Raw genomic sequence first — 23,204 nt, 5'->3', positions numbered from 1 at the left:
ATGGTAGCCCGCTCAGATTCCGGGCCCGATGCGCCGCAGCACATGCAGCGAACGGCAGACTGCGGTCTCGCTGAACGCACCGGACTCCAGCGCCCGCCGGTAGATCCGGTACGGCGCCTGCCCGCCGTCCGCCGGATCCGCGAACACGTCGTGGATGACCAGCAGCCCGCCCTCCGCGAGGTGCGGCGCCCAGCCCTCGTAGTCGGCGGTGGCGTGCTCATCGGTGTGCCCGCCGTCGACGAAGACCAGCCCGACCGGCGCCCCCCACACCGCCGCGACCTGCGGCGACCGCCCGACCAGCGCGATGACGTGGTCCTCCAGACCGGCCGCGTGCAGCGTGCGGCGGAACGTCGGCAGCGTGTCCATCCGGCCCACCTCCCCGTCCACCACCGACGGATCGTGGTACTCCCAGCCCGGCTGCTGCTCCTCGCTGCCCCGGTGGTGATCGACGGTGAGCGCCGTCACCCCGGCGGCGCGCGCCGCGTCGGCGAGCAGGATCGTGGACCGCCCGCAGTACGTCCCGACCTCCAGCAACGGCAGCCCGAGCGCCGCCGCCTCCACCGCGGCGGCATACAGCGCCCGCCCCTCGTCCACGGGCATGAACCCCTTGGCCGCCTCGAAGGCGGCGAGGGTCTGCGGCGCGATCTGAACGTCGGCGGGCACAGCGGCCATGGCGTCCTCCTGGTCGTACGGTCCGGTGGGTTTCCGCCCAGGGGCGGGCCCGGTGGGCCATGGTGCCGTATGGGGGAGGAGGCGGTGGGGGTGGGGGAGGGATGAGTGGCCGGGGTGGAAATCCGGAGAGGGGGAAAGCGCGTCCGTATTCCGGCGCGTATTCCCTGCCGAATTTCGCTGCGCTGCCAACGGTGTGCGCGTGTGGCCTCCCTTCGCCGTGGGCTCTCCTCGTTCACCTGTGCCGTTCTCGGAATGCCGGGATTTCCGCCCGGAGTCGGGATACGGGAATCGGCGAGGGCGTGCGCGCCAGGCGGGACTTTGCGGACACGCCCTGGGCCGGAGAGGGCGATCGGCGGGAATGCGGGGCGGAATCGGACGGCGGGGTGGGCGTGGCTGCTGCCGGCGCCGCGCGACCCGACCGCGCCACCGGCCCCCTGCGCGGCCCTGGCGCGCCGCCGCCCCGCATCCCGCACCTGACCTTCCGTCAGATTGAAACGTGTTCTACTCTGCCCGCCATGGGCATCGGAATCACGCAGGAGCAACGTGACCTGGCCGAGGCGGTGCGGGGCTGGGCCGCGCGGGCCGTGCCGCCCGAAGCGGTGCGCGCGCTGGTCGACGCGGGGGAGACCGGGAAGGCGGCTCGGGAGCGGCCCGCGTACTGGGGCGAGTTGGCGGCCCAGGGGCTGCTTGGGCCGCACCTTCCGGAGGGGCTGGGCGGGGGCGGCGGCACCGTGCTCGATCTCGCGGTCGTCCTGGAGGAGTGGGGAGCCGCGCTGTTCCCCGGCCCGTATCTGCCCAGTGCGCTCGCCGCCGAACTGCTGCGCCGCGGCGGCGCGGACCACCTCGCGGCGGCGCTCGCCTCCGGCGACCGGATCGGCGCCGTCGCCCTCGGTGCGGGCACGCTCACCGCCACCGCCGTCCCCGGTGGATACGTCCTCGACGGCACCGCGCCCCCGGTCCCGGGCGGCGGCCCGGCGGACCTGATCCTGCTGGCCGCGACGGAAGCCCCGGGCGCCGACGCAGCCCCCGCCCCCGGGGAGCCGCCGGGCGCCGACACGGCCCGGCCTGCCGGAGGAGCACCGTCCGCCCCGGCCACCGGGGAAACCCCCTCACCCCTCCTCTGGTTCGCCATGGACGCCGCCTCTCTCTCCGTCCGCGTCCGGAAAGCCGCCGACCCCACCCGCCCCACCGCCGAGGTGCGTGCCGACGTCGTGACCGTCCCTGCCGCCCGGCGCCTCGCCCTGGACGAGGCGCTCGTCCGGGACCTCGCCGGGGTGCTGTACGCAGCCGAGAGCTGCGGCACCGCCGCGTATACCCTGCGTACCGCCGCCGAACACGCCGCCGTACGCGTACAGTTCGGGCGGCCCATCGGGCAGTTCCAGGCGGTCAAGCATCTGTGCGCCACCATGCTGATCCGCTGCGAGACGGCCCGGGCGCTGGTCTGGGACGCGGCGCGGGCGCTCGACGCGCCGCCCGCCGAACGCGGACTCGCCGCTGCCCTCGCCACCGCCACCGCCCTCGACGCCGCCTTCGACTGCGCCAAGGACTGCATCCAGATCCTCGGCGGCACCGGCTTCACCTGGGAACACGACGCCCATCTGCATCTGCGCCGGGCCATCGTCACCCGCCAGCTCCTCGGCCCCGGCGACGCCCACCGGCAACACGCCGTCCGCCTCGCCGCCGACGGCGTCCGCCGCACCCTGCATCTCGAACTCCCGTCCACCGCCGAGGAGTTCCGCGCCCGCGCCCGTACCGCCCTCGACGCCGCCCGCGGCCTCGACCCGGCGGCCGCCCGCCGCGCGCTCGCCGCCTCCGGGTACGCCGCCCCGCATCTGCCGCCCCCGTACGGGCTCGGCGCCGGGCCCGTCCAGCAGCTCGCCATCCAGCAGGAGACGGCCGCCGCCGGGGTCGAGATCTCCGGGCTGTCCATCGCCACCTGGGTCGTCCCCGCCCTCCTCACCCACGGCACCGAGGCGCAGCGCGCCCGCTATCTGCCGCCGACGCTCCGCGGCGACCTCGCGTGGTGCCAGCTCTTCTCCGAACCCGAGGCCGGATCGGACCTGGCGTCGCTGCGTACCCGCGCCGAGCGGACCGCCGACGGCTGGCGGGTCACCGGACAGAAGGTGTGGACCTCCGCCGCCCGCGAGGCCGACCACGGCATCCTCCTCGCCCGCACCGACCCCGACGCCCCCAAACACCACGGCCTGACCTTCTTCGTCGTCGATATGCGCACCCCCGGCATCACCGTCCGCCCGCTGCGCGAGATCACCGGCGACGCACTCTTCAACGAGGTCTACTTCGACGACGTGGAGCTGCCCGCCGACGCCGTGGTCGGGGCCGTCGACGACGGCTGGAAGGTCGCCCGCACCACCCTGGGCAACGAACGCGTCCACATGGCCGACCAGATGACGTTCGGCACCGGACTGGAGACCCTCCTCGGGCACGCCGCGCGCCGCGACGGCGCCGTCCGCGCACGCGCCGGGGCGCTCGCCGCCGAGGCGCACGCCCTCGACTGCCTCGCCCTGCGCACCACCCTCCAGCAGGTCGCCGGGGAGGAACCGGGCGCCGGGGCCAGCATCCGCAAACTCGTCCAGACCGCCCACCAGCAGAAAACCGCCGAACTGGCCCTGGAACTCCTCGGCCCCGACGGCTCCCTGGACGAGGGGCCGGGCGCCCGCGCCCTGCACGGCTTCCTGATGTCGCGCTGCCTGACCATCGCCGGCGGCACCACCCAGGTCCAGCTCAACGTCGTCGCCGAACGGCTCCTCGGCCTGCCCCGCGACCCCGAGCCCCGCCCCCTCATCTGACCCGCATCCGGTACGCGCCCCCGGGCGCGTCCGGCCCGTCGACGCCCAGGAGCACCCATGACCGGCAAGGCGTACATCGTCGGCGTCGGAATGACGCCCTTCACCAAACCCGAGAGCGGCGACCGGCAGTACGGGGACCTGGCCGCCGAGGCGGGCGGCAACGCCCTCGCCGACGCCGGGATCGGCTACGACGCCGTCGAGCAGGTCCCGGTCGGCTACTGCCACCAGCCGTCCACCGCCGGACAGCGCGCCGTCTACCAACTGGGCATGACCGGCATCCCCGTCTACAACGTCAACAACAACTGCGCGACCGGCGCCACCGCCCTGATGCTGGCCCGCCAGTTCGTCGAGGCAGGTGTCAACGACTGCGTCCTCGCCCTCGGCTTCGAGCAGATGCGGCGCGGAGCGCTCGGCGCGGGCGCCGGGAGCGGCGACTTCGCGGCGTCGCCCGTCGCCCGGCACTACGGCGTGATGGCCGCCACCCACGGCTTCGGGAAGACCCCGCCCACCGCCCAGCTCTTCGGCAACGCCGCACGCGAACACATGGACCGCCACGGCACCACCGCCGAACAGCTCGCCGCCGTCGGCGCCAAGAACCACCGCCACTCCGCGCACAACCCGTACGCGCAGTTCCGGGACGTGTACACCGTCGAGGAAATCCTCGCCGCCCCCGTCGTCCACCACCCGCTGACCCGGCTCCAGTGCTCCCCGACATCGGATGGCGCGGCCGCCGTCGTCGTCGCCTCCGAACGGTTCGTCGACGCCCACGGCCTCGCCGACCGCGCCGTCGAGATCGCCGCGCAGGCCATGGCCACCGACACCGAGGAGAGCTTCGCCTCCGGCTCCTGCACCGACGTCGTCGGCACCCCGCTGACCCGCGCCGCCGCCCGCCGGGTCTACGAGGCGAGCGGCCTCGGCATCGAGGACGTCGACGTCATCGAGCTGCACGACTGCTTCTCCGTTAACGAACTCCTCACCTACGAGGCGCTGGGCATGTGCGCCGCGGGCGCGTCCGGCGCGCTCGTCGCCGACGGCGCGACGACCTACGGCGGCCGCTGGGTGGTCAACCCGTCCGGCGGGCTGATCTCCAAGGGCCATCCGCTGGGCGCCACCGGCCTCGCGCAGGCCGCCGAGCTGGTGTGGCAGCTGCGCGGTACCGCCGGTGAACGACAGGTGCCCGGGGCCCGGACCGGCCTCGCCCACAACATCGGCCTCGGCGGCGCCGCGGTGGTGACACTGCTCCGCAAGTGACGTCGGAGGGACGGGGGTTGGCCCGTCGCGCGGGCCCGAACCGGGCCTCCCCGGGGCGGCATCGGTCGTAGGTCCTAGGACCATGCCTGCGACCTGCGACGGGGCCGGGGCCGGGCCGATATCCGATACATGTTCGGTCCGGCGGGTGCGACGATGGGCGCATGCCGTCTGCTGCCACGTCCACCGCCCTGTCCGCACCCCCACGCCGTAGAAGCGCCGTCCCTGGCTGGCTCGTGACGCTGCTGGTCTGCGCCGGTCAGTTCCTCGTCATCCTGGACGTCTCCGTCGTCAACGTCGCACTGCCCGCCATGCGGACGGGCCTGGGCCTGAGCGAGCTGGGCCTGCAGTGGATCGTCAACGCCTACGTCATCACCTTCGCCGGATTCATGCTCCTCGGCGGACGGGCCGCCGACCTCTTCGGCCGTAAGCGGATATTCGTCCTCGGGCTGGCGCTCTTCACCGTCGCCAGCCTCGCCGGGGGAGTGGCGCAGCAGCCCTGGCAGCTGATCGTGGCCCGCTCCCTCCAGGGCATCGGCGCGGCTGTGCTCTCCCCGGCCACCCTCACCATCCTGACGACGTCCTTCCCGACCGGCCCGGCCCGCACCCGGGCCATCGCCACCTGGACGGCGGTCGGCGCCGGTGGCGGCGCGGTCGGCGGGCTGGTCGGCGGGGTGCTCACGCAGTACCTCTCATGGCGCTGGGTGCTGCTGATCAACGTCCCCGTCGGCGCGCTGGTGCTGGCCGGCGCCGTGCTCTGGCTCACCGAGAGCCGCCAGGCCACCGCCCGTCGCCTGGACATACCCGGCGCGCTGCTGGCCACCGGCGGTCTCGGGCTCGTCGCCTACGGCATCGTGCAGACGGAGACGGCCGGTTGGGGCTCCGCCGCCGCACTGCTGCCGTTCGCCTCCGGCCTGGTGGTCATCGCCGCCTTCCTCGCCGTCGAGGCGCGCGCCAAGGCGCCGCTGATGCCGCTCGGCATGTTCCGGATGCGGGCGGTGTCCTCGGCCAACGCCGCGATGCTGCTGTCCGGGGCGGCGATGTTCTCCATGTGGTACTTCCTCTCCCTCTACGTGCAGAACGTCCTCGGCTACTCACCGCTCCAGGCCGGACTCTCCTTCATCCCGCACTCGCTGAGCATCGTCATCGGCTCGAAGCTCGCCCCGCGGCTGATGCACCGGGTGGGCGCCAAGACCCTCGCGGTCTGCGGTGCGGCGCTCTCCGCGTGCGGCATGCTCTGGCAGGGCACCATGGGCGTCGACGGCACCTACCTCGGCACCCTGCTGGGCCCCGGCATCCTGATGGCGTTCGGCGCCGGACTGGCCGCCACCCCGGTCGCCGCCATCGCCACCTCCGGCGCCGCCCCCGGCGATCAGGGCCTGGTCTCCGGGCTGATCAACACCTCCCGGCAGATGGGCGGCGCGCTGGGCCTGTCCGTCCTCTCCACCGTCGCCGCCGCCCGCGCCCTCTCCGGCGACGGCCGCGCGGCCCTGGCCGGCGGCTACGGCCTGGCCTTCCACGTCGGCGCCCTGGTGCTGGTGGTCGCCATCGTCCTGATGCTCGTTGCCCTGCCCCGGCGCCGGGAGGACGCGACCCACGGCTGAACGCAGGACGGGGCCGGGTCCGGCGCGGCCCGGCCCTCGCCCCCCCCGCTCCACGATCCTCGCGCCCCGACGCTACGCAGCCGCGGCATGGCACGGCGCGGCGCGGCAGAGGTGGACGATGGGCGCCGTCCTCCGGCGCATGTCATCGGTGCGGCCCCCACCCGCTCCCGAACTGACGCACCGTCAGGGGGGTTCCGGGCGTCGGGCGGATCAGCTATACAGGAGGCCATCGGCTAGAACGCGTTCTAAAAGCGGGGGTGCGCCCCGGACCCACCGGACGCCCCGCCCCCGCCCGGCACGCCCCCGCGCCGCCGGACGCGTCCCCGCCGAACCGGTACGGCCCCGGCCCGTCGACGGTGCGGACGGCGGGCCGGGGTCCTCGCACCCCTAAGGAGCGAAACAGCCCGATGCCCATCGATGTCGCCAAGGCCACCGCCGCCCCGCCGCGGACCACCGAACTCACCTGGGACCACAAGGACGTTCAGCTCTACCACCTCGGCATCGGCGCGGGCGCGCCCACCCCGGAGAAGGAACACCCCGCCACCGACCCCGACGAACTGCGCTACACCCTGGAGAGCGCGCTGCACGTGCTGCCCAGCTTCGCCACCGTCGCCGGAACGGGGTCTCCCCTGCTCGAGCAAGGTCGAGAGCGTGGGGAAGGTAGGGCGGTCGCCGGGGGCATGGCCGCGCCCGGCATCGACGTCGACCTCGCCGCCGTGCTCCACGGCGGCCAGACCGTCACCGTCCACCGCCCCCTCCCGGTCCGCGGCCGCGCCACCCAGACCTCCACCGTGCCCGCCGTGTACGACAAGACCAAGGCGGCCGTCATCGTGCTGCGCTCCGAGGTCGCCGACGACGACGGGCCGCTGTGGACCTGCGACACCCAGATCTTCGTCCGCGGCGAGGGCGGCTTCGGCGGCGACCGCGGCCCGTCCGCCCGCATCCAGGTGCCCGAACGCGCCCCCGACCTCACCACCGAACGCCGCATCCGCGAGGACCAGGCCCTCCTCTACCGCCTCTCCGGCGACTGGAACCCGCTCCACGCCGACCCGTCGTTCGCGAAGCTCGCCGGGTTCGACCGGCCCATTCTGCACGGCCTGTGCTCGTACGGCGTCGCCCTCAAGGCCGTCGTCGACACCGCCCTCGACGGCGACGTCTCCCGGGTGCGCGCCTACACCACCCGCTTCGCCGGGGTCGTCTTCCCCGGCGAGACACTGCGCCTGCGGCTGTGGCGCGACGCCCCCGGGCCCGGCCGCATCCAGGTGCTGGTCACCGCCGCCGACCGCGACGACGCCCCGGTCCTCGCCGACACCGTCGTCGACCACACCTGACCCACCCGCACCCCGCACCCGCATCTGCATCCGCGCCCCGTACCTCCCACCCCCGCCCCGCCCCGCACCGTCCGTTCGTACGAGAAGGAGCCGCACCGTGCGCGCAGCCGTACAGCACGAGACAGGACAGGACACCCTCGACGTCCTCGACGACGTCGAAGCAGTGGGTTTCGGTCCCGGCAAGGTCAGGATGCGGGTGCGGGCCACCGGCCTGTGCCACTCCGACCTCTCCGCGATGAGCGGGGTGCTGCCGCAGCCCGCGCCGTTCGTCCCCGGCCACGAGGGCGCGGGCGAGATCCTCGATGTCGGCGACGGCGTCACCGCCCTGTTGCCCGGCGACCGCGTCCTGATGTGCTGGCTGCCCGCCTGCGGCGCCTGCCCGTCCTGCAAACGCGGCCAGAGCCATCTGTGCCTGGCCGGGTTCATGAACGCCGGAACGCCCAACTTCAAACGGCCCGGCGGGGACGTCTTCGGCTTCGCCGGTACCGGCACGTTCGCCGAGGAGGTCGTCGTCCCCGCGCACTGCGCCGTCCCCATCCCCGACGACGTGCCGTACGACATCGCCGCGCTCATCGGCTGCGGCGTCACCACCGGCCTCGGCGCCGCCGTCAACACCGCGAAGGTGGAGGCCGGTTCGTCGGTCGCCGTCATCGGCTGCGGCGGCGTCGGCATCTCCGTCATCCAGGGCGCCCGGGCCTGCGGCGCCGCCCACATCACCGCCGTCGACCCGGTGCCCGCCCGCCGCGAGGCCGCCCTCCGCTTCGGCGCCACCGAGGCCCTGGCGCCCGACGCCCTCGCCGACGCCAAGGCCCAGGTCACCTCCGGCGAGGGCTACGACTACGTCTTCGAGGTCGTCGGCAAGTCCGCCACCGCCCGCACCGCCTACGAGACCACCCGCCGCGGCGGCACCCTCTGCATCGTCGGTGCGGGCGCCCTCGACGACACGTTCCAGGTCAACATGTTCGAGCTGTTCTTCGACGAGAAGCGCATCCTGCCCTCCCTCTACGGCGGCGGCGACGTCCTGCGCTCCTACGAACGCGCCATCGCCCTGTGGCGGGCCGGACGCATCGACCTCGAAGGGCTGATCACCCACCGCGTCCGCCTCGACGACATCAACGACGCCCTCGACCAGATGCGCACCGGCACCTCCCTGCGCACCTGCATCGAGCTGTGACCGCCCGGGACCGGGCCGCACACCCCCCGCGACCGCCCGCCCCCGCGACCGAGAGGAACGGCATTGACCGGCACCGTACTTCCCCTGGACGGACGCACCGCCGTCGTCACCGGCGCGGGCCGCGGTCTGGGCCGTGCCGAGGCCCTGGAACTGGCCCGGCTCGGCGCCGCCGTCGTCGTCAACGACTTCGGGGCGCCGGGCCGCGACGGCTCCGGTGAGGCGTCCGCCGTCCCCGCCGCCCAGGTCGTCGCCGAGATCACCGCGGCCGGCGGCCGGGCCGTCGCCCACACCGGCGACGTCGCCGACCACACGCAGGCCCGCGAGCTCATCGAACTGGCCGTCGCCAGCTACGGCGGCCTCGACATCCTGGTCAACAACGCGGGCATCCTCCGCGACCGGATGATCTTCTCCATGACCGAGGACGAATGGGACTCGGTCATCCGCGTCCACCTCAAAGGCCACTTCCACACCACCCACTTCGCCGCCACGTACTGGCGCGGCCGCGCCAAGGCGTCCGGCGCACCCACCTACGGCCGGATCGTCAACACCTCCTCCGAGGCGTTCCTCGCCGGATCGGCGGGTCAGCCCAACTACGCCGCGGCCAAGGGCGGCATCGTCGGCCTGACCACCTCCACCGCGCTGGCGCTCGCCAAGTACGGCGTCACCGTCAACGCCATCTGCCCACGCGCCCGCACCCGGATGACCGAGGACGTCTTCGCCGGGTTCGCCGAACCCACCGACGGCGGCCTCGACCCGCTGGCCCCCGAACACGTCGCCCCGCTCGTCGGCTACCTCGCCTCCCCGGCGGCCGCCCGCGTCAACGGACAGCTGCTGGTCGTCCACGGCGGCATGGTCGCCGTCGCCGAACGCCCCCGGGTCGCCGCCCAGTTCGACAGCGCGCAGGAGACCTTCACCTACGACGAACTGGACGCCGTACTCACCCCGTACTACGCGGAGCGCCCGGCGGGGGAGACCTTCGCCGCCACCGAGGTGCTGGGCCTCAAACGGGCCTGAGCGCGGGCCCCGTCCGGAAGCCGCGTTCCGGGGCGGCCGAGGCGCCCGTTCCGCAACGGCAACGGCCCCCGCCCCTTCCGGAGAAGGGGACGGGGGCCGTGACAGGCTCCGGGGCGCCTGGTGATCAGGCGTTCTGGGGCTGCTTGGTGCGGCGGTGACGGCCGTTGGCAGCCGCCTTGGCCTCCTCCGTCGCTGCCGGACCACGGTGCCTGCCGGAGCCTTGGGCCTCGGCGGCCTGGGCGGGTGCCTCCTGCGGGCGCGCCTCGGTCGTGTCGGTCTGGGCTTCGGGCATGGAAAGTGTCACTCCGTCGGATCGCTTACGGCTGTACGCGTCGGGACCGCCGCGGTGTCGCCGCCGATGGCCGGGTCGACCAGCTGCGCGGGGGTCGACCCGCGCTCCGTCAGGAGTGAAGGGCGACCCCCATCAGCCCCGCTGAATCCTAACGGGGCGGGTGATCACGCTCCACCGGGCCTCCCCGGCCGACAGCGGCGCCTCCTGCAGCGGCACCGGCCGACAGGGAGAAGGATGCGCGGCGCCCGCGTACGGTTCCCGGAGCGCGGTGTCCGGTGGGGGGAATGGTGCGGAGCCGCCGTCCCGGGGCGGCGGGACCGCCGCGCCGATCGGGGCGATCCGGCCGCGGTCCTGCCACCGCCGGATGGCGTCCCCGCCCAGGGTGTTGCGCACCGGGAGCGGCGGGCGGGTGGTACGCAGCCCCTGCATCGTCCGCACCGCCTGCGGCAGCCGCGGCCGCTCCGCGTCCGGCGTCTGCACGGTGGCCCCCACCGGCGGTACGGGCACGGTGGCCCCCACCGGCGGTACGGGCACGGGCTCCGCGGCCCGCGCGGCGGGCAGCGCCGGTGCCGGGACGGGTACCAGGGGCAGCGCCGGGGGCAGCGCCGCCATCGGTGCCGCCACCGGCACCAGGTCCGGCTCCACGACCGGCACCGGGTCCGGCACCGGGTCCGCCGTGCGCGCCCACGGTTCCTCGGACGGCTCCAGCGGAACGGCCATCCGTGCCAGACCGCACGCGACGGTGTCCGTGACGTACGGCAGCAGCAGTTCGCCGTCCGCGCCCCAGCGGCCCGCGCCGGTCAACCAGCCCTCGGGGGCCGGGAGTTGCCGCAGCCCCTTGGCCGCGGGGCGCCAGACGCCGAGGCGTTCGCCGTCGCCGTCCTCGACGCGCCACGCCACCGCGCACTGCTCCGGCGTCAGCATCTGGCCGGGCTGGACGGCGAAGGGGGTGAGCGTCGCGTCCGGCGGCCGCAGGCAGGAGGGGAACCGCACCGGGAGCGCACTGCCCAGGACGCCCCAGCCCAGCCGGTCCTCGCCCGGCGCGTCGGAGCGGACCAGCAGCAGTCCGCTGTCCGGATCGGCCAGCAGCAGCCGGTCGTTGCTCTCCTCGGTGATCTGGAGAAGCAGTGTCGTTTCACCGCCGCGGGTCAGATCGAGGGCGACGGTTTTCGTCCGGCCGTCCAGCTCCTGGTCGACGGCGAGCAGCTGCCCGGAGCGGTCCAGCCAGGCGCCGCCGGTGCACCGCCCGGGGATCTCCGCGAGGTGTTCGGGCCCGTCCGGACCGCCGTGCAGCAGCCACAGGGAGGTGGAGGTGTCACCCGGCGTCAGCGCGTGCGCGCTCCGGCCGCCGGGCGCCGGGGGCAACAGCGTCAGCTCCGGCGCCTCGATGGTGCCGAGCGGGAGTTCGCCGGTGCCCGGGCCCGTCGGGTACAGCAGCGCGAGGCCGAAACCGTCCTCGACCGGCCGCCGGATCAGCACCCGGCCGTCCGCCAGCGGCAGCAGCGTGCTGTCCGGCGCCTCCGGGGTGTCGCCGGGCAGCGGTACGGCGTAGGGCTCCGGTCCGCTCAGCGTCCAGCGCTCCGGGAACCAGCCGTCCGTACCGTCGTCCTGACGTACCAGCCGGGCGGCGTACGAGCCGTCGGCGGCGATCGTCAGCGGCGCGCGGGGCGGACGTCCGAGCGCCGCGATGTCTTTCCTGACACAGACCGTCATCGGATGATCACCTCCAGTCATCATGCCGAAGGTAGTTTTCGGACTTCCGGCCGATCAACGTGTGCGGTGAGGGTTCACGCATAAGGGTGGCGAAAGTCCGGTTCGCCGGTGTTGGCGGGGGTCCCTGTGCTGGCAGTTTCAAGCGTGCGTAAAGTAAGGGCTGCCTAACCTTTGTTGTGTCGGGTGTGCCGCCTCCCGTGGACCGCCCGCAGTCCGACCCCCAGGAGTACGCGATGTCCCTTCGCCGCCGCGGCACCGCCGCCGCAGCCCTCGCCGCCGCCGGTGCCCTCGCCCTCGCGGCCTGCGGTTCCTCCGCCGGGGGCGGCAAGAGCGACAACGGCGCCGGATCCAAGTCCGTCGCCCAGGGCGGCAAGGACTTCGCCAAGGCGGCCGAGGAGACGGCCAAGATGGGGACCGACGCCAAGGCCGGTCAGTTCCCCCGCACCATCGAGCACGCCATGGGCGAAACGAAACTCAAGGCCGAACCCAAGCGCGTCATCGTCCTCGACGTCGGCGAGCTGGACAACGTCGTCTCCCTCGGCATCAAGCCCGTCGGCTACGCCCCCACCGAGGGCGACGAGGCGATCCCGGACTACCTGAAGAAGGACGCCGGGAACCCCAAGAGCGTCGGCACCATCAACGGCCTCAACCTGGAGGCCATCAACAAGCTCAAGCCCGACCTGATCCTCGGCAGCAAGCTCCGCGCCGAGAAGCAGTACCAGCAGCTCGCGAAGATCGCCCCGACCGTCTTCTCCATCCGCCCGGGCTTCACCTGGAAGGAGAACTACCTCCTCAACGCCGCCGCCCTGGACAAGACCGCCGAGGCCAAGGCGAAGCTCGCCGCGTACGAGGAGAAGGCGAAGAAGCTCGGCGAGGACATCGGCCCGAAGAAGCCGACCGTCACGATGCTGCGCTACATGCCGCAGTTCACCCGGCTCTACGCCCAGCAGTCCTTCATCGGCACCCTCCTCAAGGACGTCGGCCTGCCCCGCCCGAAGAACCAGCAGGTCGACGACCTCGCCACCGAGGTCAGCCCGGAGAACATCAACCAGGCGGACGCCGACTGGATCTTCACCGGCGTCTACGGCGACCCCAAGGCCACCAAGCGGGACACCGCCGAGTCCAACCCGCTGTGGAAGAACCTCAAGGCGGTCAAGGACGGCCACGCCAAGAACGTCAAGGACGAGACCTGGTACCTCGGCCTCGGCGTCACCGCCGCCGACAGCGTCCTCGACGACCTGCGCGGATACCTCGTCAAGAAGTGACGTCCGGGCCCGGTGGCGCGGCGGCGGACCCCGTCGCCGCACGCCGCCGGGCGCCCGTCACCGCCCGTCGGGGACGCGGGACGGCGGGCCCCGGGCGGGAGGTAACCTTCCACCCGTGCCCGCACTGTCTGAAGTCCTCACCGCTCTCGACGCCCTCTGGCCCGCCGAGCGGGCCGAAGGGTGGGACGCCGTCGGCGCGGTCTGCGGCGACCCCGCGGCGCGGGTCGAGCGCGTCCTGTTCGCCGTCGATCCCGTCCAGGCCGTCGCCGACGAGGCGGTCTCCCTCGGCGCCGACCTCCTCGTCACCCACCACCCGCTCTATCTGCGCGGGACGACGACGGTCGCGGCGTCCACCTTCAAGGGCAAGGTCGTCCACACGCTCATCCGGAACGACATCGCCCTGCACGTCGCGCACACCAACGCCGACACCGCCGACCCGGGGGTCTCCGACGCCCTGGCCGGCGCGCTCGACCTGCGGATCACCGGCCCGCTGGTGCCGGACGCCACCGACCCGCACGGCCGCCGCGGCCTGGGCCGGATCTGCGAACTGCCGCACCCGATGACGCTCGCCGAGCTGGCCGCCCACGCCGCCGCCCGGCTCCCGGCCACCGCGCAGGGCATCCGCGCGGCCGGTGACCCGGACCGCGTCATCCGTACGCTCGCGGTCTCCGGCGGCTCGGGCGACAGCCTTTTCGACGCGGTGCGGGCCGCCGGTGTGGACGCGTTCCTCACCGCGGATCTGCGCCACCACCCGGCCTCCGAGGCCACCCAGAGTGTGGGCGCCGTTCCCCCGGCGCTGCTCGATGCCGCGCACTGGGCCACCGAGTGGCCCTGGTGCGAACAGGCCGCCGCCCAGCTCGACGCCGTCTCCGACCGCCACGGCTGGGGCCTGCGCACGCACGTCTCCCGTACGGTCACCGACCCCTGGACCGCCCACGCGGCGTCCGCCTCCCCCTCCGCCCCGACACACACCACAGGAGCCCCCCGCTGAACGCCGCGCCCGCCGACCAGATCCGTCTCCTCGACGTCCAGGCCCTGGACGTCCGCCTCACCCAGCTCGCGCACAAGCGCAACAACCTCCCCGAGCTGGCCGAGCTGACCACCCTGGAAGCCGACCTCACCCAGCTGCGCGACCTGCTCGTCGCCGCGCAGACCGAGGAGAGCGACACCGCCCGCGAGCAGACCAAGGCCGAGCAGGACGTGGACCAGGTGCGCCAGCGCGCCGCCCGCGACCAGAAGCGCCTGGACTCCGGCGCCGTCACCTCGCCCAAGGACCTGGAGAGCCTCCAGCGTGAACTGGCCTCCCTCGCCAAGCGCCAGGGCGCCCTGGAGGACATCGTCCTGGAGGTCATGGAGCGCCGCGAGGCCGCCCAGGAGCGCGCCACCGAGCTGTCCGGCCGCGTCGAGGCCGTCCAGGCGAAGGCCGACGACGTCACCGCCCGCCGCGACGCCGCCTGCGCCGAGATCGACGCCGAGGCCGAGACGGTCACCAAGGAGCGCGAGCTGACCGTCGCCGACATCCCCGCCGATCTCATGAAGCTCTACGGCCGGCTGCGGGAGAGGCACGGCGGCATCGGCGCGGCCCGCCTCTACCAGCGGCGCTGCGAGGGCTGCCGCCTGGAGCTGGACATCACCGAGCTGAACGACATCCGCGCGGCCGCCGCCGACACCGTCATGCGCTGCGAGAACTGCAGCCGCATCCTGGTCCGCACGCCCGACTCCGGTCTGTAGGCCGTGGCCCGCACCCTGATCGTCGAGGCCGACGGCGGCTCCCGGGGCAACCCGGGCCCGGCCGGTTACGGCGCCGTCGTCCTCGACGCGGCCACCGGCGAACCCCTCGCCGAGGCCGCCGAGTTCCTCGGCACCGTCACCAACAACGTCGCCGAGTACCGCGGCCTCGTCGCCGGGCTGCGGGCGGCGCACGCCCTCGACCCGGCGGCCCGGATCCGGGTGCGGATGGACTCCAAGCTCGTCGTCGAGCAGATGTCGGGCCGCTGGCAGATCAAGCACCCCGACATGAAGCCGCTCGCCGCCGAGGCCGCCGCCGCCCACCCGGCGACGCTGGTCTCGTACGAGTGGATCCCCCGGGCGCGGAACAAGCACGCCGACCGGCTCGCCAACGAGGCGATGGACGCCGGGCGCGACGGCCGTCAGTGGCGGCCCGAGGGCTCCCGCGCGGCGCTCGACGCCCCGGCGCGCACCGGCACGGACGCGACCGGGGCGGCAGCCCCGGTCGCCGGCTGGGGGAACGCCGACCTCGGCGCGCCCGCCACCCTCGTCCTGCTGCGCCACGGCGAGACGGCGCTGACCCCGCAGAAGCGCTTCTCGGGCAGCGGCGGCGGCGACCCGGAGCTGTCCCCGGCGGGGCTGCGGCAGGCCGAGGCGGCCGCCGCCGCGCTCGCCGCCCGCGGCACGATCGAAGCCGTCGTCAGCTCCCCGCTGCGCCGCTGCCGGCAGACCGCCGCGGTCGTCGCCGACCGGCTCGGGCTCGACGTCCGCGTCGAGGACGGGCTGCGCGAGACGGACTTCGGCGCCTGGGAGGGCCTGACCTTCGGCGAGGTCCGGGAGCGGTACCCGGACGACCTCGACGCCTGGCTGGGCTCCAGCCGCGTGGCGCCGACCGGCGGCGGCGAGGCGTTCGCGACGGTGGCCCGCCGGGTCGCCGCCGCCCGGGATGCGCTGACCGCCCGGTACGCGGGCCGCACCGTCCTCGTGGTCACCCATGTCACGCCGATCAAGACGCTGGTCCGGCTGGCGCTCGGCGCGCCGCCCGAGGCGCTGTACCGCATGGAGCTGTCGGCCGCCTCGCTCTCCGCCGTCGCGTACTACGCCGACGGCAACGCCTCGCTGCGGCTGCTGAACGACACCTCGCATCTGCGCTGACGCGTACGACGACGGGCCCGGCACCTGCGGAAGGTGCCGGGCCCGTCGTCGTACGGTGTTCAGCGGGTCAACGCGGCGGCTTCGCGGGCGAGTTCGGTGACCCGGCCCCAGTCCTTGGCGGCCAGCGCGTCGGCCGGGAGCATCCAGGTGCCGCCGACGCAGCCGACGTTGGGCAGTGCGAGGTAGGACGGCGCGGACGCGGCGCCGATGCCGCCGGTCGGGCAGAAACGGGCCTGCGGCAGCGGCGCGGCCAGCGACTTCAGATACGGGGTGCCGCCCGCGGCCTCGGCGGGGAAGAACTTCATCTCCGTCACGCCCTGCTCCAGCAGCGTCACCACCTCCGACGCCGTCGAGACGCCGGGCAGGAACGGCACACCGGCGTCCTGCATCGCGGCCAGCAGCCGCGGCGACCACCCGGGGCTCACCAGGAACCGCGCACCGGCGCCGCAGGCCGCCGTGGTCTGCTCGGGCGTCAGCAAGGTGCCCGCGCCGACCACCGCGTCCGGGACCTCGGCGGCGATGGCGGCCAGCGCGTCGAGCGCGGCGGGTGTCCGCAGCGTCACCTCGATCGCGGGCAGTCCGCCGTCGACCAGGGCGCGGGCGAGCGGCACGGCGTCGGCGACGTCCTGGATCACGACGACCGGAATGACGGGGGCGAGGCCCAGCACGGAGGCGGGCGCGGGGGAGGGGGCAGCGTGCATCACGCGCCCATATTGCGCCCCTCTCTGCATAATTCGCAACGAGCGTTGCAAATTATGCAATGAGGGTGCTCACAGCTCCGTGACGACGACATCCACCGCCCACGGACGGCCCGCCCGCGCCGGGGCCTCGGCTTCCACCGTGTACCCGAGCGTGCGCAACGCCTCCACCAGCTCCGCCGGGCCCTCCGGCACCCTCCCGGCGGTCAGCAGATCGCGGACCATCCGCCCCTTCGTCGCCTTGTTGAAGTGGCTGACCACCGACCGCTTCTCCACCCCGTCCACGATCTTCGACTGGAGCACCCGCACCGTCGCCGTCCGCCCCGCGACCTCGCCCTTCGGCTTCCACGCCGTCGCATACGCCGCCGACCGCAGATCCAGCACCAGCCCGGACGCCGCGACCTCCGGCAGCACCCGCGCCATCGGCTCCCGCCAGTACGCCCCGAGCGCCCCAAGGCCCGGCAGCTTCACCCCCATCGAGCAGCGGTACGACGGGATCGCGTCACCGGGCCGCACCGCGCCCCACAGGCCCGAGAACACCAGCAGCGACCGGTCGGCCCGCTCCCGCGCCGCCGCGTCCAGCGTCGTCAGGCCCAGGGCGTCGTAGAGCACCCCGGTGTAGATCTCCGCGGCGGGGCGGGTGCCCGCCGTCCGCAGCGCCGCGTTCTTCGCGACCTCGGCCCGCAGCCCCACGCTGATGCCCAGGGTCTCGCGCGCCTTCTCCTGGTCGCCCGAGCAGAGCGCGATCAGCTCGTCCAGCACGGCCTCGCGCGCGGCGCCGAGCCCCGGCAGCGACAGCGCGGCCATATCCAGCGGCGCCCCCTCGCCCCCCGCGGCCTTCCCCTCGGACGGCGGCAACAGCACCAGCACGGTCTTCTCCTTCACGCGGCGAATGCGGTACGGCGGGGCCCGGCGCACCGCGCCGCAGACCCCGCCAAAGGGTAGGTCCTGTCGCCCGCCACGACGGAACCGCAGCTCACGGGCCCGCACCCGACCGGCCCGGCCGAACCCGGCGCACCGCGCCACACGGTGGGACCTGCCGTCCGCCACGACGGAACCGCAGCTCACGGCCGTGATCCGGGCCCGCACCCGACCGGCCCCGGCGCGCCCCGCCGCACCGCGCCGCGCACGCCGCACCGCCTTACGCTCGGTGACATGCCCCGCCGCCCCATGCACGTGACCGACGCCGCGCAGGACCCGCTGCGCGCCGCGCTGCGCGGACTGCGCTGGCGGCTGGAGATCCCCGAACACTTCCCGCCCACCGCCCAGGCGGAGGCCGACAGCGCGGCCCTCGCCCCGCGCATCCCCACCGCCACCGGCGACGTGGCCACCGCTCACAGCCTCGCCGACGCCACCGACCTGCCGCTCTTCACCCTCGAACCGCCCGGCGCCCCGGACCTCGACCGCGCGATGTTCCTCGCCCGCCGCCCCGCCGGACGCGGCTTCCGCCTCCACTACGCCGTCGCCGACGTCGCCTCCTTCGTCACCCCCGGCGGCGCCCTCGACGCCGAGGCCCACCACCGCGTCACCACCCTCCACTTCCCCGACGAACGCGTCCCCCTCCACCCGTACGCCCTCAGCGAGCGGGCCGCCGGACTCCTGCCCGACGAGGACCGCCCGGCCATCCTGTGGCAGCTCGACCTCGACGCGGACGGCGCCCTGGCCACCGCCTCCGTACGCCGCGCCCGGGTCCGCTCCCGCGCCCGCCTCGACCACCCGGCCGTCCAGCGCATCCTCGACGACGGCACCGCCGAGGAACCCCTCGCCCTGCTCCGCGAGATCGGCCTGCTGTGCGAGGCCCGCGAACGCGCCCGCGGCGCGATCTCCCTGTATGTCCCCGAGGCCCGGCTCACCGTCCACGACGGCCGCTACGCCCTCGCCTACCGCGCCCCGCTCCCCGCCGAACGGTTCACCGCACAGCTCGCCCAGCTCATCGGCGTGGCCGCCGCCGACCTCATGCTCGCCGCCGGTACCGGCATCCTGCGCACCCTGCCCACCGCACCGGACGGCTCCGTCGCCCGCCTCCGCCGCACCGCCCACGCCCTCGGGGTCGACTGGCCGCACCACACGTCGTACGCCGCGCTCGTCCGCGGCCTCGACCCGCACCGCGCCTCGCACGCCGCGTTCCTCCAGGAGTGCGCCACGGTGCTGCGCGGCGGCGGCTACCTCGCGTTCGACGGCAGCCCCCCGCCGCCGTCCGCCGCGGTGCACGCCGCCGTCGCCCTGCCCTACGCCCATGCCACCGCCCCGCTGAACCGCCTCGTCGACCGCTACACCTCGGAACTCTGCCTGGCCGCCTCGGCCGGTATCGCGCCGCCGTCCTGGGTCCGCTCCGTCCTGACCGGGCTGCCCGCCACGATGGCGACCGGCGCCCGCCGCGCCGACGACGCCGAGCGCGAGTGCGTCGCCCTCGTCGGCGCCGCCCTGCTGCGCGACCGGATCGGCGAGACCTTCGACGCCGTCGTCACCGACACCGACACCGACCCCGACCCCGACGACGCCACCGGTGTCACCGGTGTCACCGGTGCCACCGTCCACCTCCACACCCCCGCCGTCACCGGCCACCTCACCACCCCGCCCGATGCCCCCGCACCCCGCCCGGGCGACGCGCTCCGCGTCCGTCTCACCGCCGCCGAACCGGGCAGCGACCCCGTCCGCTTCACCCCGGCCTGACCGCCGGGTCCGGCCGGGTAGCATGGTCACCACGGCGGACGAGCCGGCCGGGCGGCCGCGTGAGGATCTTCGGACCCTCCCGAGGAACGTCCGGGCTCCACAGGGCGGGGTGGTGGGTAACGCCCACCCGGGGTGACCCGCGGGACAGTGCCACAGAGAACAGACCGCCGGAGCCGCAAGGCACCGGTAAGGGTGAAACGGTGGTGTAAGAGACCACCAGCCTCCGAGGTGACTCGGAGGGCTCGGTAAACCCCACCCGGAGCAAGGTCAAGAGGGAGCGCCCCGGCGCTCCTGCGCGGACGATCGAGGGCTGCCCGCCCGAGTCCGCGGGTAGACCGCACGAGGCTGTCGGCAACGGCAGCCCTAGATGGATGGCCGCCTCCCCTCGGCCCGCAAGGACCGGGGGAGACAGAACCCGGCGTATAAGGCCGACTCGTCCGTCGCCTAGCCGGCGAAGGGCCCCTGACCTGGTAAAGCTCCAGGTCAGGGGCCCTTTGCGTGCGCCGTGAGGACGGAGCGAGATGGTCACTCTTAGAAGGAGACTATGCCGCCGGTAAACGCAGCGCCCTGGAAGCTCCCGCCATCGAAGATGGCCCCGGTGAAGTCCAGATCGCGCCCGCACCACGTCGTTGGTGCTGCTGGATCTTGGAGGTGGTCGCGGATGATCCGGATGATGGTGAGCCGAACCGTCGCCTCTACTCGGATGAGGCGCGCGTCGGTGCAGATGTCATTGACGACGTGCGGGTCCGCACCCCGCACCTCGGCACCGAGGTTGAGTAGCAACTCAGCGATACGCGCCGACGGCGACTCCCGGGCGTCGGAGGTGTTGGCCTTGTAGGCCAGACCGAGCAGCAGGACACGAGATCCACTGACGGCCATGCGCCGCGTATTGAACCCCTCTATGAGCCGCCGGACCACGAAGTCGGGTCGATCGGCAGGCAGTGTCCGCCGACACCGGGGCCGGGGGCGAACCGCATGTAGCCGAAGGGCTTGGATGCGGCGACGTCGATCGCCTCCCAGACGTTCACGCCGAGCGACCTGGCGAGCATCGCCGTCTCGTTGACCAGCGCGATGTTGACGTGCCGGAAAATGTTCTCGATGAGCTTCGTCGGCTCGGCCACCTTCGTTCCCGAGACCGGAACGGTGGTCTCCACCAAGTCGTCGTAGAAGTCCTTGACCACGCTGAGCGACACGGCGTCGATGCCGGCCACCACCTTGGGCGTCTTCTCGAACGGCCACGCTTGGTTTCCCGGGTCGATGCGCTCAGGGCTGAAGCCGACGTGGAAGTCCGCACCAGCGATCAGTCCGGACGCCTTCTCCAAGATCGGCAGCACCAGTTCCTCGGTGGTGCCGGGGTAGGTCGTGGACTCCAGGACCACGGTCGCGCCAGGACGTAGGTGCGCGCCGAGCGTGCTGGCACAGGACTCGCCAGCGGCGAGCTGCCGGACGCGATGCGGGTCCGTAGCGACGACATGGTGGCCCACCTCGGCGGCGCGCACGGCCAGCGGCAGCCCCACGTAGCCCTGACCAGCGACAACAACATGCATGGCAGCTCCTACTCGATCGCAATGCTTGAATGGACTGTCGTGCCTGGCTGAGCAAGGAGAAGCGCTGTGCCCCTGGTGTCTGTCGTGATGCCCGTGTACAACTCGGCAGCGACGCTCGACGCAGCGGTCCGGTCGGTGCTCACGCAGACCCACAGTGATCTGGAGCTGCTGGTCACCGACGACAAGTCCACCGATGGCTCCATGGACCTGCTGAGGGAGTTCGCCCGGCAGGACAAGCGCGTCCTACCGGAGTCGGCACCTGAACAGGGCGGTGCCGGGCGGGCACGCAACCTCGCCATCGAGCGGGCCCGGGGGGACTACGTGGCCTTTCTCGACAGCGACGACATGTGGCTGCCGGAGAAGACCGAGCGGCAGATCGAATTCGCTGAGGCGGGCAGTGCGCCCCTGACGTTCACCTCGTACTTCAAGATGGACGCCGACTACGACGGCGAGAGCACCGACTTCATCCCGAACGGGCGCGTAGTTCGCGCGAGGGAGCACGTGGACTACCGTCAGATGCTGGTCCGGGACCACATCGGTGCCCTGACCGCCATGTACGACCGCAACGTCTTGGGCACGAGGCTGATGCCGGAGATGCGGAAGCGGCAGGACTACGCCCTGTGGCTGTCGATCATGCGTGACGGTGCGGACGCCCGGGGCCTTTCCGAGCCGCTTGCCGTATACAGGGCCCACCAGGCGGGATCGCTGTCCTCCAACAAGCTGTCGCTTGTTCAGTACAACTGGGAGCTGTACCGGGAGCACGAGGGGCTGTCGGTTCCTCGGTCGACGCGGGCGCTGGCCGGCGCCGTGTGGCAGTCGCTGCGTAACTCACGCATCTAGAACTCACGGTGGCCCGGCCAGCGCCCGCGCCACCTACGAGGCGCCCGGTTCGGTGGCGCCCGTGCTGCGCAGGAACAGTTGGAGCAGTAGGCGGCGGTTCTCAGGCTCGACATCGTGCTGGCCGTTGGCGAGCGGTTCACGCCCGCGGACCCAGCGATGCTGGTTCACGATCAACATGTCACCGCGCTGGAGCGTGAAGGAGACCTGCCCGGCGACCATCTGGCCCGCTAGCTCCTTGGCCGCGTTGGCGTGTACCTCATCGAGTTCGGATTCGGTGAGCATCTTGGCGGTGAACCGCACAAACCCGCGGTCGTCGGGTTCGCTGTCCAGTACCGGGAACGGCTTGTACTCCTGGCCGACGTCGGCCAGGCGGAAGAAGCCGCCGTAGGCGTATGCCGCGTCGGTCAGGAGTGCGCGGCTTGATGGCGTCAGGCGAGACACGGCCTCGCGGGCGTTGGAGACGATGCTCGCGCCCGCCCCAAGCGGGTCGGGTCGGACGCACAGCAGCGTGGTGTAGTCCGGCGGCCGGGTCGCGTTGACCAGGTCCATGTGGAACGCGTTGTACCCCGTACCGGTGGACAGGCCGGGGTTGGCGTTGAGGTTGGTCCCGCTCTCTTTCCACAGTGGCCACCGGCGGAAGGGCTGGAAGGGCCGCGCCACTTCCGCGAGGATGGCCGTTGCCAGGCGCAGGAACTGCTTCCCGGTTCCCAGCACGTCAGCGATTTTCCCCAGACGCACCACGGCGTATCCGGTGCCCGTCGTGCTGAGCATGGCGAGCAGGGATTCGATGGTCTCGGTGACCAGTGGGACCGAAGCCAGTTCGGCCTGGTACCGCTCGATCGCGGAATCCGCCAGGAACGTGCCCTCCAAGTCCCAAGAAGGGAGGGTGCTTCCGAGGTCGATGAGAGCTTTCTCAGGCTCGTTGGGCAGATTGATGAACGTGTCCTCGCCGTCATGCGCCAGAATCCCCATCACATTTCATCCCTTCTCGTGGATGTTGCTTGAGGCACTTCAACCCGCCCCGGCCGGCTAGCCCTGTCCGTTAATCGGGGGCGACTGAGGCGGGGGTGGAGCCCCGCCTCCGCGGCGATAACCATTTCCGTGGGAGAAATTAAGTGGCTAGCTTGCCGCGGAGGCGGGAGTCTGCGGACTGTTCTTCGAAACGAAGTAATTCCAGATCAGGCTTTCCAGCTCCGCAATGCAGTTCTCGCAGGCGGCGGTGCGTGCATTCCGCTGGAAACGGCGGGGCCGGTCCAGATGACCGGAACGTCACTGACCGTGATGCACCCCATGGCCAGAGAGGTGCTGCGGGTACTAATGGTTATGCACCAGCGCACTCGTCCCGACCTTTTGGAAATGGCTAAGCGTACAGGGCTGGCGGATTGAATTCAATTCAAGGAAGCGGAGTCTGCGGGGCCCCGGCTCTGGTCCGTCGCACCGTAT

The 23,204-nt window shown here is 73.2% G+C and carries 18 protein-coding genes, 1 other RNA gene and 1 pseudogene; 13 read left to right on the top strand and 7 right to left on the bottom strand.

The genetic code is table 11. The features are described from left to right. Positions 1-12 precede the first annotated feature (12 nt). On the bottom strand, positions 13-672 hold the full coding sequence (locus OG422_RS08615) for a class I SAM-dependent methyltransferase (RefSeq protein ID WP_405741611.1): 660 nt from the start codon (positions 670-672) through the stop codon (positions 13-15). 515 nt (positions 673-1,187) lie between these two features. On the opposite strand from OG422_RS08615, the gene OG422_RS08610 reads away from it, so the two are divergent. The 6 genes from OG422_RS08610 to OG422_RS08585 all read left to right on the top strand — a co-directional run bounded on the left by OG422_RS08610 (position 1,188) and on the right by OG422_RS08585 (position 9,850). Continuing rightward, entirely contained in the window at positions 1,188-3,479 is a 2,292-nt protein-coding gene (locus OG422_RS08610; RefSeq protein ID WP_405741608.1) for an acyl-CoA dehydrogenase, read from the top strand. A gap of 57 nt (positions 3,480-3,536) precedes the next feature. Next, a complete protein-coding gene (locus tag OG422_RS08605) occupies positions 3,537-4,730 on the top strand; it encodes a lipid-transfer protein (protein WP_405741605.1) in 1,194 nt (397 codons plus the stop codon). 161 nt (positions 4,731-4,891) lie between these two features. Beyond that, positions 4,892-6,331 (top strand): MFS transporter, encoded by a 1,440-nt coding sequence (locus tag OG422_RS08600; RefSeq protein WP_405741602.1) that lies wholly within the window; start codon positions 4,892-4,894, stop codon positions 6,329-6,331. Between the two features lie 407 nt (positions 6,332-6,738). Next, the gene (locus OG422_RS08595; RefSeq protein WP_405741599.1) at positions 6,739-7,662 is read left to right on the top strand and encodes a MaoC/PaaZ C-terminal domain-containing protein; all 924 of its coding nucleotides are present in this window, start codon (positions 6,739-6,741) and stop codon (positions 7,660-7,662) included. 97 nt (positions 7,663-7,759) lie between these two features. Continuing rightward, on the top strand, positions 7,760-8,836 hold the full coding sequence (locus tag OG422_RS08590) for a Zn-dependent alcohol dehydrogenase (RefSeq protein ID WP_405741596.1): 1,077 nt from the start codon (positions 7,760-7,762) through the stop codon (positions 8,834-8,836). A gap of 63 nt (positions 8,837-8,899) precedes the next feature. Beyond that, positions 8,900-9,850: a 3-oxoacyl-ACP reductase gene (locus tag OG422_RS08585; RefSeq protein ID WP_405741593.1), complete on the top strand. Its 951-nt coding sequence runs from the start codon at positions 8,900-8,902 to the stop codon at positions 9,848-9,850. Positions 9,851-9,974: 124 nt separating this feature from the next. Here the strand turns inward: OG422_RS08585 and OG422_RS08580 are convergent, their stop codons facing one another. After that, positions 9,975-10,142: a hypothetical protein gene (locus OG422_RS08580; RefSeq protein WP_405741590.1), complete on the bottom strand. Its 168-nt coding sequence runs from the start codon at positions 10,140-10,142 to the stop codon at positions 9,975-9,977. 132 nt (positions 10,143-10,274) lie between these two features. Further along, a complete protein-coding gene (locus tag OG422_RS08575; protein WP_405741587.1) occupies positions 10,275-11,855 on the bottom strand; it encodes a hypothetical protein in 1,581 nt (526 codons plus the stop codon). Positions 11,856-12,088: 233 nt separating this feature from the next. On the opposite strand from OG422_RS08575, the gene OG422_RS08570 reads away from it, so the two are divergent. The 4 genes from OG422_RS08570 (at position 12,089) to OG422_RS08555 (ending at position 16,003) form a co-directional block, all read left to right on the top strand. Continuing rightward, positions 12,089-13,120, top strand: a complete 1,032-nt coding sequence (locus OG422_RS08570; protein WP_405741584.1) for an ABC transporter substrate-binding protein — start codon at positions 12,089-12,091, stop codon at positions 13,118-13,120. A gap of 115 nt (positions 13,121-13,235) precedes the next feature. Further along, a complete protein-coding gene (locus OG422_RS08565; protein ID WP_405741581.1) occupies positions 13,236-14,111 on the top strand; it encodes a Nif3-like dinuclear metal center hexameric protein in 876 nt (291 codons plus the stop codon). Continuing rightward, positions 14,108-14,851, top strand: a complete 744-nt coding sequence (locus tag OG422_RS08560; protein WP_143945494.1) for a zinc ribbon domain-containing protein — start codon at positions 14,108-14,110, stop codon at positions 14,849-14,851. Before OG422_RS08565 ends, OG422_RS08560 begins: the two co-directional genes overlap by 4 nt. A 3-nt stretch (positions 14,852-14,854) precedes the next feature. After that, positions 14,855-16,003 carry a bifunctional RNase H/acid phosphatase gene (locus OG422_RS08555; protein ID WP_405741578.1) on the top strand — a complete coding sequence of 383 codons (1,149 nt, stop codon included), beginning with the start codon at positions 14,855-14,857 and terminating at the stop codon, positions 16,001-16,003. A gap of 59 nt (positions 16,004-16,062) precedes the next feature. Here OG422_RS08555 and eda read toward each other — a convergent pair whose 3' ends face one another. Together eda and yaaA are read right to left on the bottom strand one after the other, a co-directional pair. Then, positions 16,063-16,704, bottom strand: a complete 642-nt coding sequence (gene eda, locus OG422_RS08550) for a bifunctional 4-hydroxy-2-oxoglutarate aldolase/2-dehydro-3-deoxy-phosphogluconate aldolase (protein WP_143942981.1) — start codon at positions 16,702-16,704, stop codon at positions 16,063-16,065. 69 nt (positions 16,705-16,773) lie between these two features. Continuing rightward, positions 16,774-17,571, bottom strand: coding sequence for a peroxide stress protein YaaA (yaaA, locus tag OG422_RS08545; protein WP_405747692.1), 798 nt, complete (start codon positions 17,569-17,571; stop codon positions 16,774-16,776). Between the two features lie 285 nt (positions 17,572-17,856). Here yaaA and OG422_RS08540 point away from each other — a divergent pair, with 285 nt between their 5' ends. Then, positions 17,857-19,374: an RNB domain-containing ribonuclease gene (locus tag OG422_RS08540; RefSeq protein ID WP_405741576.1), complete on the top strand. Its 1,518-nt coding sequence runs from the start codon at positions 17,857-17,859 to the stop codon at positions 19,372-19,374. A gap of 39 nt (positions 19,375-19,413) precedes the next feature. Beyond that, positions 19,414-19,814, top strand: an RNA gene (gene rnpB / locus OG422_RS08535) — RNase P RNA component class A. Between the two features lie 250 nt (positions 19,815-20,064). Here the strand turns inward: rnpB and OG422_RS08530 are convergent. Continuing rightward, a pseudogene (locus tag OG422_RS08530) lies at positions 20,065-20,921 on the bottom strand (nucleotide sugar dehydrogenase); the annotation flags it as partial. Positions 20,922-20,987: 66 nt separating this feature from the next. Here OG422_RS08530 and OG422_RS08525 point away from each other — a divergent pair. Next, on the top strand, positions 20,988-21,761 hold the full coding sequence (locus tag OG422_RS08525) for a glycosyltransferase family A protein (protein WP_143943561.1): 774 nt from the start codon (positions 20,988-20,990) through the stop codon (positions 21,759-21,761). Positions 21,762-21,794: 33 nt separating this feature from the next. Here OG422_RS08525 and OG422_RS08520 read toward each other — a convergent pair whose 3' ends face one another. Further along, the gene (locus OG422_RS08520) at positions 21,795-22,733 is read right to left on the bottom strand and encodes a TauD/TfdA family dioxygenase (RefSeq protein ID WP_405741572.1); all 939 of its coding nucleotides are present in this window, start codon (positions 22,731-22,733) and stop codon (positions 21,795-21,797) included. Between the last annotated feature and the right edge of the window lie 471 nt (positions 22,734-23,204).

Origin of the sequence: Streptomyces sp. NBC_01525 (assembly GCF_045040405.1) — a bacterium.
In the GTDB taxonomy this organism is placed as follows: domain Bacteria; phylum Actinomycetota; class Actinomycetes; order Streptomycetales; family Streptomycetaceae; genus Streptomyces; species Streptomyces benahoarensis.
This window is presented reverse-complemented; position numbering and strand designations above follow the sequence as displayed.

What these genes read in the sequence shown, in the direction of transcription:
- OG422_RS08575 (WP_405741587.1), bottom strand. Translation starts at nt 11,855, where the DNA reads ATGACGGTCTGTGTCAGGAAAGACATCGCGGCGCTCGGACGTCCGCCC.
- OG422_RS08610 (WP_405741608.1), top strand. Translation starts at nt 1,188, where the DNA reads ATGGGCATCGGAATCACGCAGGAGCAACGTGACCTGGCCGAGGCGGTG.
- OG422_RS08600 (WP_405741602.1), top strand. Translation starts at nt 4,892, where the DNA reads ATGCCGTCTGCTGCCACGTCCACCGCCCTGTCCGCACCCCCACGCCGT.
- eda (WP_143942981.1), bottom strand. Translation starts at nt 16,704, where the DNA reads ATGCACGCTGCCCCCTCCCCCGCGCCCGCCTCCGTGCTGGGCCTCGCC.
- OG422_RS08595 (WP_405741599.1), top strand. Translation starts at nt 6,739, where the DNA reads ATGCCCATCGATGTCGCCAAGGCCACCGCCGCCCCGCCGCGGACCACC.
- OG422_RS08580 (WP_405741590.1), bottom strand. Translation starts at nt 10,142, where the DNA reads ATGCCCGAAGCCCAGACCGACACGACCGAGGCGCGCCCGCAGGAGGCA.
- OG422_RS08615 (WP_405741611.1), bottom strand. Translation starts at nt 672, where the DNA reads ATGGCCGCTGTGCCCGCCGACGTTCAGATCGCGCCGCAGACCCTCGCC.
- OG422_RS08570 (WP_405741584.1), top strand. Translation starts at nt 12,089, where the DNA reads ATGTCCCTTCGCCGCCGCGGCACCGCCGCCGCAGCCCTCGCCGCCGCC.
- OG422_RS08540 (WP_405741576.1), top strand. Translation starts at nt 17,857, where the DNA reads ATGCCCCGCCGCCCCATGCACGTGACCGACGCCGCGCAGGACCCGCTG.
- OG422_RS08520 (WP_405741572.1), bottom strand. Translation starts at nt 22,733, where the DNA reads ATGGGGATTCTGGCGCATGACGGCGAGGACACGTTCATCAATCTGCCC.
- OG422_RS08605 (WP_405741605.1), top strand. Translation starts at nt 3,537, where the DNA reads ATGACCGGCAAGGCGTACATCGTCGGCGTCGGAATGACGCCCTTCACC.